Here is a 13,785-nt window from a genome sequence, read left to right as displayed (position 1 = left end):
GCGATGCCTTTTGCATCGTATGAATTTAAGAAGTTAATGGCGTAAAGAATGAATACACAACAATTGGCAAAACTGCGTTCCATCGTGCCCGAAATGCGTCGCGTTCGGCACATACATTTTGTCGGCATTGGTGGTGCCGGTATGGGCGGTATTGCCGAAGTTCTGGCCAATGAAGGTTATCAGATCAGTGGTTCCGATTTAGCGCCAAATCCGGTCACGCAGCAGTTAATGAATCTGGGTGCGACGATTTATTTCAACCATCGCCCGGAAAACGTACGTGATGCCAGCGTGGTCGTTGTTTCCAGCGCGATTTCTGCCGATAACCCGGAAATTGTCGCCGCTCATGAAGCGCGTATTCCGGTGATCCGTCGTGCCGAAATGCTGGCTGAGTTAATGCGTTTTCGTCATGGCATCGCCATTGCCGGAACGCACGGCAAAACGACAACCACCGCGATGGTTTCCAGCATCTACGCAGAAGCGGGGCTCGACCCAACCTTCGTTAACGGCGGGCTGGTAAAAGCGGCGGGGGTTCATGCGCGTTTGGGGCATGGTCGGTACCTGATTGCCGAAGCAGATGAGAGTGATGCATCGTTCCTGCATCTGCAACCGATGGTGGCGATTGTCACCAATATCGAAGCCGACCACATGGATACCTACCAGGGCGACTTTGAGAATTTAAAACAGACTTTTATTAATTTTCTGCACAACCTGCCGTTTTACGGTCGTGCGGTGATGTGTGTTGATGATCCGGTGATCCGCGAATTGTTACCGCGAGTGGGGCGTCAGACCACGACTTACGGCTTCAGCGAAGATGCCGACGTGCGTGTAGAAGATTATCAGCAGATTGGCCCGCAGGGGCACTTTACGCTGCTGCGCCAGGACAAAGAGCCGATGCGCGTCACCCTGAATGCGCCAGGTCGTCATAACGCGCTGAACGCCGCAGCTGCGGTTGCGGTTGCTACGGAAGAGGGCATTGACGACGAGGCTATTTTGCGGGCGCTTGAAAGCTTCCAGGGGACTGGTCGCCGTTTTGATTTCCTCGGTGAATTCCCGCTGGAGCCAGTGAATGGTAAAAGCGGTACGGCAATGCTGGTCGATGACTACGGCCACCACCCGACGGAAGTGGACGCCACCATTAAAGCGGCGCGCGCAGGCTGGCCGGATAAAAACCTGGTAATGCTGTTTCAGCCGCACCGTTTTACCCGTACGCGCGACCTGTATGATGATTTCGCCAATGTGCTGACGCAGGTTGATACCCTGTTGATGCTGGAAGTGTATCCGGCTGGCGAAGCGCCAATTCCGGGAGCGGACAGCCGTTCGCTGTGTCGCACAATTCGTGGACGTGGGAAAATTGATCCCATTCTGGTGCCGGATCCGGCGCGGGTAGCCGAGATGCTGGCACCGGTATTAACCGGTAACGACCTGATTCTCGTTCAGGGGGCTGGTAATATTGGAAAAATTGCCCGTTCTTTAGCTGAAATCAAACTGAAGCCGCAAACTCCGGAGGAAGAACAACATGACTGATAAAATCGCGGTCCTGTTGGGTGGGACCTCCGCTGAGCGGGAAGTTTCTCTGAATTCTGGCGCAGCGGTGTTAGCCGGACTGCGTGAAGGCGGTATTGACGCGTATCCTGTCGACCCGAAAGAAGTCGACGTGACGCAACTGAAGTCGATGGGCTTTCAGAAAGTGTTTATCGCGCTACACGGTCGCGGCGGTGAAGATGGTACGCTGCAGGGGATGCTCGAGCTGATGGGCTTGCCTTATACCGGAAGCGGAGTGATGGCATCTGCGCTTTCAATGGATAAACTACGCAGCAAACTTCTATGGCAAGGTGCCGGTTTACCGGTCGCGCCGTGGGTAGCGTTAACCCGCGCAGAGTTTGAAAAAGGCCTGAGCGATAAGCAGTTAGCAGAAATTTCTGCTCTGGGTTTGCCGGTTATCGTTAAGCCGAGCCGCGAAGGTTCCAGTGTGGGAATGTCAAAAGTAGTAGCAGAAAATGCTCTACAAGATGCATTAAGATTGGCATTTCAGCACGATGAAGAAGTATTGATTGAAAAATGGCTAAGTGGGCCGGAGTTCACGGTTGCGATACTCGGTGAAGAAATTTTACCGTCAATACGTATTCAACCGTCCGGAACCTTCTATGATTATGAGGCGAAGTATCTCTCTGATGAGACACAGTATTTCTGCCCCGCAGGTCTGGAAGCGTCACAAGAGGCCAATTTGCAGGCATTAGTGCTGAAAGCATGGACGACGTTAGGTTGCAAAGGATGGGGACGTATTGACGTTATGCTGGACAGCGATGGACAGTTTTATCTGCTGGAAGCCAATACCTCACCGGGTATGACCAGCCACAGCCTGGTGCCGATGGCGGCACGTCAGGCAGGTATGAGCTTCTCGCAGTTGGTAGTACGAATTCTGGAACTGGCGGACTAATATGTCGCAGGCTGCTCTGAACACGCGAAACAGCGAAGAAGAGGTTTCTTCTCGCCGCAATAATGGAACGCGTCTGGCGGGGATCCTTTTCCTGCTGACCGTTTTAACGACAGTGTTGGTGAGCGGCTGGGTCGTGTTGGGCTGGATGGAAGATGCGCAACGCCTGCCGCTCTCAAAGCTGGTGTTGACCGGTGAACGCCATTACACACGTAATGACGATATCCGGCAGTCGATCCTGGCATTGGGTGAGCCGGGTACCTTTATGACCCAGGATGTCAACATCATCCAGACGCAAATAGAACAACGCCTGCCGTGGATTAAGCAGGTGAGCGTCAGAAAGCAGTGGCCTGATGAATTGAAGATTCATCTGGTTGAATATGTGCCGATTGCGCGGTGGAATGATCAACATATGGTAGACGCGGAAGGAAATACCTTCAGCGTGCCGCCAGAACGCACCAGCAAGCAGGTGCTTCCAATGCTGTATGGCCCGGAAGGCAGCGCCAATGAAGTGTTGCAGGGCTATCGCGAAATGGGGCAGATGCTGGCAAAGGACAGATTTACTCTGAAGGAAGCGGCGATGACCGCGCGGCGTTCCTGGCAGTTGACGCTGAATAACGATATTAAGCTCAATCTTGGCCGGGGCGATACGATGAAACGTTTGGCTCGCTTTGTAGAACTTTATCCGGTTTTACAGCAGCAGGCGCAAACCGATGGCAAACGGATTAGCTACGTTGATTTGCGTTATGACTCTGGAGCGGCAGTAGGCTGGGCGCCCTTGCCGCCAGAGGAATCTACTCAGCAACAAAATCAGGCACAGGCAGAACAACAATGATCAAGGCGACGGACAGAAAACTGGTAGTAGGACTGGAGATTGGTACCGCGAAGGTTGCCGCTTTAGTAGGGGAAGTTCTGCCCGACGGTATGGTCAATATCATTGGCGTGGGCAGCTGCCCGTCGCGTGGTATGGATAAAGGCGGGGTGAACGACCTCGAATCCGTGGTCAAGTGCGTACAACGCGCCATTGACCAGGCAGAATTGATGGCAGATTGTCAGATCTCTTCGGTATATCTGGCGCTTTCTGGTAAGCACATCAGCTGCCAGAATGAAATTGGTATGGTGCCTATTTCTGAAGAAGAAGTGACGCAAGAAGATGTGGAAAACGTCGTCCATACCGCGAAATCGGTGCGTGTGCGCGATGAGCATCGTGTGCTGCATGTGATCCCGCAAGAGTATGCGATTGACTATCAGGAAGGGATCAAGAATCCGGTAGGACTTTCGGGCGTGCGGATGCAGGCAAAAGTGCACCTGATCACATGTCACAACGATATGGCGAAAAACATCGTCAAAGCGGTTGAACGTTGTGGGCTGAAAGTTGACCAACTGATATTTGCCGGACTGGCATCAAGTTATTCGGTATTGACGGAAGATGAACGTGAACTGGGTGTCTGCGTCGTCGATATCGGTGGTGGTACAATGGATATCGCCGTTTATACCGGTGGGGCATTGCGCCACACTAAGGTAATTCCTTATGCTGGCAATGTCGTGACCAGTGATATCGCTTACGCCTTTGGCACGCCGCCAAGCGACGCCGAAGCGATTAAAGTTCGCCACGGTTGTGCGCTGGGTTCCATCGTTGGAAAAGATGAGAGCGTGGAAGTGCCGAGCGTAGGTGGTCGTCCGCCACGGAGTCTGCAACGTCAGACACTGGCAGAGGTGATCGAGCCGCGCTATACCGAGCTGCTCAACCTGGTCAACGAAGAGATATTGCAGTTGCAGGAAAAGCTTCGCCAACAAGGGGTTAAACATCACCTGGCGGCAGGCATTGTATTAACCGGTGGCGCAGCGCAGATCGAAGGTCTTGCAGCCTGTGCTCAGCGCGTGTTTCATACGCAAGTGCGTATCGGCGCGCCGCTGAACATTACCGGTTTAACGGATTATGCTCAGGAGCCGTATTATTCGACGGCGGTGGGATTGCTTCACTATGGGAAAGAGTCACATCTTAACGGTGAAGCTGAAGTAGAAAAACGTGTTACAGCATCAGTTGGCTCGTGGATCAAGCGACTCAATAGTTGGCTGCGAAAAGAGTTTTAATTTTTATGAGGCCGACGATGATTACGGCCTCAGGCGACAGGCACAAATCGGAGAGAAACTATGTTTGAACCAATGGAACTTACCAATGACGCGGTGATTAAAGTCATCGGCGTCGGCGGCGGCGGCGGTAATGCTGTTGAACACATGGTGCGCGAGCGCATTGAAGGTGTTGAATTCTTCGCGGTAAATACCGATGCACAAGCGCTGCGTAAAACAGCGGTTGGACAGACGATTCAAATCGGTAGCGGTATCACCAAAGGACTGGGCGCTGGCGCTAATCCAGAAGTTGGCCGCAATGCGGCTGATGAGGATCGCGATGCATTGCGTGCGGCGCTGGAAGGTGCAGACATGGTCTTTATTGCTGCGGGTATGGGTGGTGGTACCGGTACAGGTGCAGCACCAGTCGTCGCTGAAGTGGCAAAAGATTTGGGTATCCTGACCGTTGCTGTCGTCACTAAGCCTTTCAACTTTGAAGGCAAGAAGCGTATGGCATTCGCGGAGCAGGGGATCACTGAACTGTCCAAGCATGTGGACTCTCTGATCACTATCCCGAACGACAAACTGCTGAAAGTTCTGGGCCGCGGTATCTCCCTGCTGGATGCGTTTGGCGCAGCGAACGATGTACTGAAAGGCGCTGTGCAAGGTATCGCTGAACTGATTACTCGTCCGGGTTTGATGAACGTGGACTTTGCAGACGTACGCACCGTAATGTCTGAGATGGGCTACGCAATGATGGGTTCTGGCGTGGCGAGCGGTGAAGACCGTGCGGAAGAAGCTGCTGAAATGGCTATCTCTTCTCCGCTGCTGGAAGATATCGACCTGTCTGGCGCGCGCGGCGTGCTGGTTAACATCACGGCGGGCTTCGACCTGCGTCTGGATGAGTTCGAAACGGTAGGTAACACCATCCGTGCATTTGCTTCCGACAACGCGACTGTGGTTATCGGTACTTCTCTTGACCCGGATATGAATGACGAGCTGCGCGTAACCGTTGTTGCGACAGGTATCGGCATGGACAAACGTCCTGAAATCACTCTGGTGACCAATAAGCAGGTTCAGCAGCCAGTGATGGATCGCTACCAGCAGCATGGGATGGCTCCGCTGACCCAGGAGCAGAAGCCGGTTGCTAAAGTCGTGAATGACAATGCGCCGCAAACTGCGAAAGAGCCGGATTATCTGGATATCCCAGCATTCCTGCGTAAGCAAGCTGATTAAGAATTGACTGGAATTTGGGTTTCGAGGCTCTTTGTGCTAAACTGGCCCGCCGAATGTATAGTACACTTCGGTTGGATAGGTAATTTGGCGAGATAATACGATGATCAAACAAAGGACACTTAAACGTATCGTTCAGGCGACGGGTGTCGGTTTACATACCGGCAAGAAAGTCACCCTGACGTTACGCCCTGCGCCGGCCAACACCGGGGTCATCTATCGTCGCACCGACTTGAATCCACCGGTAGATTTCCCGGCCGATGCCAAATCTGTGCGTGATACCATGCTCTGTACGTGTCTGGTCAACGAGCATGATGTACGGATTTCAACCGTAGAGCACCTCAATGCTGCTCTCGCGGGCTTGGGCATCGATAACATTGTTATCGAAGTTAACGCGCCGGAAATCCCGATCATGGACGGCAGCGCCGCTCCGTTTGTATACCTGCTGCTTGACGCCGGTATCGACGAGTTGAACTGCGCCAAAAAATTTGTTCGCATCAAAGAGACTGTTCGTGTCGAAGATGGCGATAAGTGGGCTGAATTTAAGCCGTACAATGGTTTTTCGCTGGATTTCACCATCGATTTTAACCATCCGGCTATTGATTCCAGCAACCAGCGCTATGCGATGAACTTCTCCGCTGATGCGTTTATGCGCCAGATCAGCCGTGCGCGTACGTTCGGTTTCATGCGTGATATCGAATATCTGCAGTCCCGTGGTTTGTGCCTGGGCGGCAGCTTCGATTGTGCCATCGTTGTTGACGATTATCGCGTACTGAACGAAGACGGCCTGCGTTTTGAAGACGAATTTGTGCGTCACAAAATGCTCGATGCGATCGGTGACTTGTTCATGTGTGGTCACAATATTATTGGTGCATTTACCGCTTATAAATCCGGTCATGCACTGAATAACAAACTGCTGCAGGCTGTCCTGGCGAAACAGGAAGCCTGGGAATATGTGACCTTCCAGGACGACGCAGAACTGCCGTTGGCCTTCAAAGCGCCTTCAGCTGTACTGGCATAACGACATTTATACTGTCGTATAAAATTCGACTGGCAAATCTGGCACTCTCTCCGGCCAGGTGAACCAGTCGTTTTTTTTTGAATTTTATAAGAGCTATAAAAAACGGTGCGAACGCTGTTTTCTTAAGCACTTTTCCGCACAACTTATCTTCATTCGTGCTGTGGACTGCAGGCTTTAATGATAAGATTTGTGCGCTAAATACGTTTGAATATGATCGGGATGGCAATAACGTGAGTGGAATACTGACGCGCTGGCGACAGTTTGGTAAACGCTACTTCTGGCCGCATCTCTTATTAGGGATGGTTGCGGCGAGTTTAGGTTTGCCTGCGCTCAGCAACGCCGCCGAACCAAACGCGCCCGCAAAAGCGACAACCCGCAACCACGAGCCTTCAGCCAAAGTTAACTTTGGTCAATTGGCCTTGCTGGAAGCGAACACACGCCGCCCGAATTCGAACTATTCCGTTGATTACTGGCATCAACATGCCATTCGCACGGTAATCCGTCATCTTTCTTTCGCAATGGCACCGCAAACACTGCCCGTTGCTGAAGAATCTTTGCCTCTTCAGGCGCAACATCTTGCATTACTGGATACGCTCAGCGCGCTGCTGACCCAGGAAGGCACGCCGTCTGAAAAGGGTTATCGCATTGATTATGCGCATTTTACCCCACAAGCAAAATTCAGCACGCCCGTCTGGATAAGCCAGGCGCAAGGCATCCGTGCTGGCCCTCAACGCCTCACCTAACAACAATAAACCTTTACTTCATTTTATTAACTCCGCAACGCGGGGCGTTTGAGATTTTATTATGCTAATCAAATTGTTAACTAAAGTTTTCGGTAGTCGTAACGATCGCACCCTGCGCCGGATGCGCAAAGTGGTCAACATCATCAATGCCATGGAACCGGAGATGGAAAAACTCTCCGACGAAGAACTGAAAGGGAAAACCGCAGAGTTTCGTGCACGTCTGGAAAAAGGCGAAGTGCTGGAAAATCTGATCCCGGAAGCTTTCGCCGTGGTACGTGAGGCAAGTAAGCGCGTCTTTGGTATGCGTCACTTCGACGTTCAGTTACTCGGCGGTATGGTTCTTAACGAACGCTGCATCGCCGAAATGCGTACCGGTGAAGGAAAAACCCTGACCGCAACGCTGCCTGCTTACCTGAACGCACTAACCGGTAAAGGCGTGCACGTAGTTACCGTCAACGACTACCTGGCGCAACGTGACGCCGAAAACAACCGTCCGCTGTTTGAATTCCTTGGCCTGACTGTCGGTATCAACCTGCCGGGCATGCCAGCACCGGCAAAGCGCGAAGCTTACGCAGCTGACATCACTTACGGTACGAACAACGAATACGGCTTTGACTACCTGCGCGACAACATGGCGTTCAGCCCTGAAGAACGTGTACAGCGTAAACTGCACTATGCGCTGGTGGACGAAGTGGACTCCATCCTGATCGATGAAGCGCGTACACCGCTGATCATTTCCGGCCCGGCAGAAGACAGCTCGGAAATGTATAAACGCGTGAATAAAATTATTCCGCACCTGATCCGTCAGGAAAAAGAAGACTCCGAAACCTTCCAGGGCGAAGGCCACTTCTCGGTGGACGAAAAATCTCGCCAGGTGAACCTGACCGAACGTGGTCTGGTGCTGATTGAAGAACTGCTGGTGAAAGAGGGCATCATGGATGAAGGGGAGTCTCTGTACTCTCCGGCCAACATCATGCTGATGCACCACGTAACGGCGGCGCTGCGCGCTCATGCGCTGTTTACCCGTGACGTCGACTACATCGTTAAAGATGGTGAAGTTATCATCGTTGACGAACACACCGGTCGTACCATGCAGGGCCGTCGCTGGTCCGATGGTCTGCACCAGGCTGTGGAAGCGAAAGAAGGTGTGCAGATCCAGAACGAAAACCAAACGCTGGCTTCGATCACCTTCCAGAACTACTTCCGTCTGTATGAAAAACTGGCGGGGATGACCGGTACTGCTGATACCGAAGCTTTCGAATTTAGCTCAATCTACAAGCTGGATACCGTCGTTGTTCCGACCAACCGTCCAATGATTCGTAAAGATCTGCCGGACCTGGTCTACATGACTGAAGCGGAAAAAATTCAGGCGATCATTGAAGATATCAAAGAACGTACTGCGAAAGGCCAGCCGGTGCTGGTGGGTACTATCTCCATCGAAAAATCGGAGCTGGTGTCAAACGAACTGACCAAAGCCGGTATTAAGCACAACGTCCTGAACGCCAAATTCCACGCCAACGAAGCGGCGATTGTTGCTCAGGCAGGTTATCCGGCTGCGGTGACTATCGCGACCAATATGGCGGGTCGTGGTACAGATATTGTGCTCGGTGGTAGCTGGCAGGCAGAAGTTGCCGCGCTGGAAAATCCGACCGCAGAGCAAATTGAAAAAATTAAAGCCGACTGGCAGGTACGTCACGATGCGGTACTGGAAGCAGGTGGCCTGCATATCATCGGTACCGAGCGTCACGAATCCCGTCGTATCGATAACCAGTTGCGCGGTCGTTCTGGTCGTCAGGGGGATGCTGGTTCTTCCCGTTTCTACCTGTCGATGGAAGATGCGCTGATGCGTATTTTTGCTTCCGACCGAGTATCCGGCATGATGCGTAAACTGGGTATGAAGCCAGGCGAAGCCATTGAACACCCGTGGGTGACTAAAGCGATTGCCAACGCCCAGCGTAAAGTTGAAAGCCGTAACTTCGACATTCGTAAGCAACTGCTGGAATATGATGACGTGGCTAACGATCAGCGTCGCGCCATTTACTCCCAGCGTAACGAACTGTTGGATGTCAGCGATGTGAGCGAAACCATTAACAGCATTCGTGAAGATGTGTTCAAAGCGACCATTGATGCCTACATTCCACCACAGTCGCTGGAAGAAATGTGGGATATTCCGGGGCTGCAGGAACGTCTGAAGAACGATTTCGACCTCGATTTGCCAATTGCCGAGTGGCTGGATAAAGAACCAGAACTGCATGAAGAGACGCTGCGTGAGCGCATTCTGGCGCAGTCCATCGAAGTGTATCAGCGTAAAGAAGAAGTGGTTGGTGCTGAGATGATGCGTCACTTCGAGAAAGGCGTCATGCTGCAAACGCTTGACTCCCTGTGGAAAGAGCACCTGGCAGCGATGGACTATCTGCGTCAGGGTATCCACCTGCGTGGCTACGCACAGAAAGATCCGAAGCAGGAATACAAACGTGAATCGTTCTCCATGTTTGCAGCGATGCTGGAGTCGTTGAAATATGAAGTTATCAGTACGCTGAGCAAAGTTCAGGTACGTATGCCTGAAGAGGTTGAGGAGCTGGAACAACAGCGTCGTATGGAAGCCGAGCGTTTAGCGCAAATGCAGCAGCTTAGCCATCAGGATGACGACTCTGCAGCCGCAGCTGCACTGGCGGCGCAAACCGGAGAGCGCAAAGTAGGACGTAACGATCCTTGCCCGTGCGGTTCTGGTAAAAAATACAAGCAGTGCCATGGCCGCCTGCAATAAAAGCTAACTGTTGAAGTAAAAGGCGCAGGATTCTGCGCCTTTTTTATAGGTTTAAGACAATGAAAAAGCTGCAAATTGCGGTAGGTATTATTCGCAACGAGAACAATGAAATCTTTATAACGCGTCGCGCAGCAGATGCGCACATGGCGAATAAACTGGAGTTTCCCGGCGGTAAAATTGAAATGGGTGAAACGCCGGAACAGGCGGTGGTGCGTGAACTTCAGGAAGAAGTCGGGATTACCCCCCAACATTTTTCGCTATTTGAAAAACTGGAATATGAATTCCCGGACAGGCATATAACACTGTGGTTTTGGCTGGTCGAACGCTGGGAAGGGGAGCCGTGGGGTAAAGAAGGGCAACCCGGTGAGTGGATGTCGCTGGTCGGTCTTAATGCCGATGATTTTCCGCCAGCCAATGAACCGGTAATTGCGAAGCTTAAACGTCTGTAGGTCAGATAAGGCGTTTTCGCCGCATCCGACATTCGCACACGATGCCTGATGCGACGCTGGCGCGTCTTATCAGGCCTAAAGGGATTTCTAACTCATTGATAAATTTGTTTTTGTAGGTCGGATAAGGCGTTCACGCCGCATCCGACATTTGCACAAGATGCCTGATGCGACGCTGTCCGCGTCTTATCAGGCCTACGTGCGGCATCAGACAAATGTCACTGCTTTGGTTCTTCGCTCCAGTCATCGCTTTCGGAAAGATCGCCACTGCTGGGGATTCGTTTTTCTTCAGCAGCCCATTCTCCGAGGTCGATCAGCTGACAACGTTTGGAGCAAAATGGCCGAAACGGGCTGATTTCACCCCACACCACCGTTTTCCCGCAGGTTGGGCAATTCACCGTAATAGTTTCTGACATTTTTACTCCTTAGCAACAGGCCAGTTCGAAATCCAGACGTTCCGGTACCTGTCCGTTTTCAGTGTCCAGCGGCATAAAACGAATGGCAAAACGGCTCTTATGTCCGGAAATTTGCGGATAAAGCTGTGAATCGAGCGACAGATTCAGGCGCAGCAAGTCGGCATCGCCACCGTTATCCTGATAAAAACCATTCAGGCTGGTTTGTTTACGGAAGGGGGCCGACTGGCGAATTAAATCCAGCACCATGGTAAGTGCCTGGGTGAGCGGGTTCAGGCTGGCAATCCAGGTTTCTACCTGGCTGTCGCGCTGCGCCTGGGGTAGATGCAGCCAAATGTGCAATGTAGGTAAATCAAAGCTGCAACAGCCGCCTGGGATGCTCAGTCGCTGACGCACCAGAGCAATCAAACGATCTTCACGCAGAAATTGCCCGATACGCGGCGCGGAAATTAATACGCTCCCCGCCGCTTTTAACTGCTGAATTAATGCTTCAATACGGCTCTGGTCCACGCCAGGCACGCCAATCCAGGTCTGGAGTTTACGTTGCTGCCGGTCAAGTTCTTTCAACAGCTCAGTGCGGACTTCGCCGCGCTCGAAAACATCCAGTAATTCACTGACATTACGGAAGAAATGCAGCGCGCCAGCGTGGTCAACGATGGGTAAATTAACGGTGAGTTGCTGAATCAAAAACTCAATGCGCAGCCATGTACGCATTTTTTCATTTAGTGGATGTTCAAAAAGGACCTGGGTCTGCATTACGGTTTTTCCTGTGAGACAAACTGCGACGCAAGCTGCAAATAGTGTGCGTGCAGGCGGGCAACATCCGATGCGATAGCATCCGGTGCGCCGTTATTATCAATGACGTCATCTGCCACGGCAAGGCGGGCTTCGCGCGTTGCCTGAGCAGCAAGGATTTGTTCGACATGCTCGCGAGTTACATCATCGCGCTGCATGGTGCGCTTAAGTTGCGTTTCTGGGCTGACATCCACCACAAGCACTCGATTCGCTTTTTTATACAGTGAGTTTTCTACCAGCAATGGCACAACCCACAGTACATAGGGGGAAGTAGCTTGCTGGATCTGGTGTTGCGTCTCTTGCTGAATCAGCGGATGCAGCAGGGCGTTAAGCCAGTTTTTCTCTTCCGGGTTGGCGAAGATCCGCTCGCGCAAGGCCCGGCGCTGCAATGTTCCATCAGCAGCAATCATGTTAGCGCCAAAGTGATCAGCAATGGCATGTAGCGCAGGTGCACCTGGTTCAACCACCTGACGCGCAATAATATCGGCATCAATGACGTTAATTCCGAGATCAGCAAACGCATTGGCAACGGTACTCTTGCCACTGCCAATGCCTCCCGTTAAGGCAACTATATACCTCATAATTTATATTCCCGGGAATTCATCATGATTATCAAAACGTTAAAAATGAGTGCACGAAAGCGAAATTGATGAAACGTTCGCTCACTATTTACCAGGTAAATTTATGGGATTGTAGCGTAAAAAAAGACAATTTCGCAGTCTTGCGCCGCATTGATTAGTGCGTATGATAGCGTCACTGGAGTTGCGCTCTTACCCTTATAGCCATTAACCCCAGGAATCCGCACATGCGTATTGAAGAAGATCTGAAGTTAGGTTTTAAAGACGTTCTCATCCGCCCTAAACGCTCCACTCTTAAAAGCCGTTCCGATGTTGAACTGGAACGTCAATTCACCTTCAAACATTCAGGTCAGAGCTGGTCCGGCGTGCCGATTATCGCCGCAAATATGGACACCGTAGGCACATTTTCTATGGCCTCTGCGCTGGCTTCTTTTGATATTTTGACTGCTGTGCATAAACACTATTCTGTCGAAGAGTGGCAAGCGTTTATCAACAATTCTTCCGCTGATGTGCTGAAACATGTGATGGTTTCTACCGGTACGTCTGATGCGGATTTCGAAAAAACTAAACAGATTCTCGACCTGAACCCGGCATTAAACTTCGTTTGTATTGACGTGGCGAATGGTTATTCCGAACACTTCGTGCAGTTCGTTGCGAAAGCGCGTGAAGCGTGGCCGACCAAAACCATTTGTGCTGGTAACGTAGTGACTGGTGAAATGTGTGAGGAGCTTATCCTCTCAGGTGCCGATATCGTTAAAGTTGGCATTGGCCCAGGTTCTGTTTGTACAACTCGCGTCAAAACAGGCGTCGGTTATCCGCAACTTTCTGCGGTAATCGAATGTGCCGATGCTGCGCACGGTCTGGGCGGAATGATCGTCAGCGATGGTGGCTGCACCACGCCGGGCGATGTGGCGAAAGCCTTTGGCGGCGGTGCCGATTTCGTCATGCTTGGCGGCATGCTGGCGGGCCACGAAGAGAGCGGCGGTCGCATCGTTGAGGAGAACGGCGAGAAATTTATGCTGTTCTACGGCATGAGCTCCGAGTCTGCGATGAAACGTCACGTTGGCGGCGTTGCGGAATATCGCGCAGCAGAAGGTAAAACCGTTAAGCTGCCGCTGCGAGGCCCGGTTGAAAATACCGCGCGAGATATTTTGGGCGGCCTGCGTTCAGCTTGTACATACGTTGGGGCTTCACGCCTGAAAGAGCTGACCAAGCGCACCACGTTTATTCGTGTGCAGGAACAAGAAAACCGCATCTTCAACAACCTGTAATCTCCCAACGCTGG

14 protein-coding genes are annotated in these 13,785 nt (G+C 51.9%); 11 read left to right on the top strand and 3 right to left on the bottom strand.

Translation table 11 applies throughout. The features are described from left to right. Positions 1–48 precede the first annotated feature (48 nt). The 9 genes from murC (at position 49) to mutT (ending at position 10,717) form a co-directional block, all read left to right on the top strand. The gene (gene murC, locus KXD89_RS18235; RefSeq protein ID WP_001096049.1) at positions 49–1,524 is read left to right on the top strand and encodes a UDP-N-acetylmuramate--L-alanine ligase; all 1,476 of its coding nucleotides are present in this window, start codon (positions 49–51) and stop codon (positions 1,522–1,524) included. Beyond that, positions 1,517–2,437, top strand: a complete 921-nt coding sequence (gene ddlB / locus KXD89_RS18230) for a D-alanine--D-alanine ligase (RefSeq protein WP_000130056.1) — start codon at positions 1,517–1,519, stop codon at positions 2,435–2,437. Before murC ends, ddlB begins: the two co-directional genes overlap by 8 nt. 1 nt (position 2,438) lies before the next feature. Beyond that, positions 2,439–3,269, top strand: coding sequence for a cell division protein FtsQ (gene ftsQ, locus KXD89_RS18225; RefSeq protein ID WP_000075748.1), 831 nt, complete (start codon positions 2,439–2,441; stop codon positions 3,267–3,269). Further along, complete coding sequence (ftsA, locus tag KXD89_RS18220; protein WP_000588474.1) at positions 3,266–4,528, top strand: cell division protein FtsA; 1,263 nt, start codon at positions 3,266–3,268, stop codon at positions 4,526–4,528. Before ftsQ ends, ftsA begins: the two co-directional genes overlap by 4 nt. A 60-nt stretch (positions 4,529–4,588) precedes the next feature. After that, positions 4,589–5,740 carry a cell division protein FtsZ gene (gene ftsZ / locus KXD89_RS18215; RefSeq protein ID WP_000462776.1) on the top strand — a complete coding sequence of 384 codons (1,152 nt, stop codon included), beginning with the start codon at positions 4,589–4,591 and terminating at the stop codon, positions 5,738–5,740. A gap of 100 nt (positions 5,741–5,840) precedes the next feature. Next, entirely contained in the window at positions 5,841–6,758 is a 918-nt protein-coding gene (gene lpxC / locus KXD89_RS18210; protein WP_000595482.1) for a UDP-3-O-acyl-N-acetylglucosamine deacetylase, read from the top strand. 230 nt (positions 6,759–6,988) lie between these two features. Beyond that, positions 6,989–7,501, top strand: coding sequence for a secA translation cis-regulator SecM (secM, locus tag KXD89_RS18205; protein ID WP_000014321.1), 513 nt, complete (start codon positions 6,989–6,991; stop codon positions 7,499–7,501). Between the two features lie 61 nt (positions 7,502–7,562). Beyond that, positions 7,563–10,268, top strand: coding sequence for a preprotein translocase subunit SecA (gene secA / locus KXD89_RS18200; protein WP_000905789.1), 2,706 nt, complete (start codon positions 7,563–7,565; stop codon positions 10,266–10,268). Positions 10,269–10,327: 59 nt separating this feature from the next. Then, a complete protein-coding gene (gene mutT, locus KXD89_RS18195) occupies positions 10,328–10,717 on the top strand; it encodes an 8-oxo-dGTP diphosphatase MutT (protein WP_000736007.1) in 390 nt (129 codons plus the stop codon). Positions 10,718–10,932: 215 nt separating this feature from the next. Here mutT and yacG read toward each other — a convergent pair whose 3' ends face one another. From yacG to coaE, 3 genes are read right to left on the bottom strand one after another with little or no spacing between them, the layout of a single operon-like run. Then, complete coding sequence (gene yacG, locus KXD89_RS18190) at positions 10,933–11,130, bottom strand: DNA gyrase inhibitor YacG (protein ID WP_000005042.1); 198 nt, start codon at positions 11,128–11,130, stop codon at positions 10,933–10,935. Between the two features lie 9 nt (positions 11,131–11,139). Continuing rightward, positions 11,140–11,883 (bottom strand): cell division protein ZapD, encoded by a 744-nt coding sequence (gene zapD / locus KXD89_RS18185; protein ID WP_001194734.1) that lies wholly within the window; start codon positions 11,881–11,883, stop codon positions 11,140–11,142. Then, complete coding sequence (gene coaE, locus KXD89_RS18180; RefSeq protein WP_001269520.1) at positions 11,883–12,503, bottom strand: dephospho-CoA kinase; 621 nt, start codon at positions 12,501–12,503, stop codon at positions 11,883–11,885. Before coaE ends, zapD begins: the two co-directional genes overlap by 1 nt. Before the next feature lie 24 nt (positions 12,504–12,527). Here coaE and KXD89_RS18175 point away from each other — a divergent pair, with 24 nt between their 5' ends. After that, on the top strand, positions 12,528–12,572 hold the full coding sequence (locus tag KXD89_RS18175; protein ID WP_120795372.1) for a protein YacM: 45 nt from the start codon (positions 12,528–12,530) through the stop codon (positions 12,570–12,572). Between the two features lie 155 nt (positions 12,573–12,727). Further along, the gene (guaC, locus tag KXD89_RS18170; protein ID WP_001217338.1) at positions 12,728–13,771 is read left to right on the top strand and encodes a GMP reductase; all 1,044 of its coding nucleotides are present in this window, start codon (positions 12,728–12,730) and stop codon (positions 13,769–13,771) included. The last annotated feature ends 14 nt before the right edge of the window (positions 13,772–13,785 follow it).

Source organism: Escherichia sp. TC-EC600-tetX4 (assembly GCF_019356055.1).
GTDB lineage: Bacteria > Pseudomonadota > Gammaproteobacteria > Enterobacterales > Enterobacteriaceae.
This window is presented reverse-complemented; position numbering and strand designations above follow the sequence as displayed.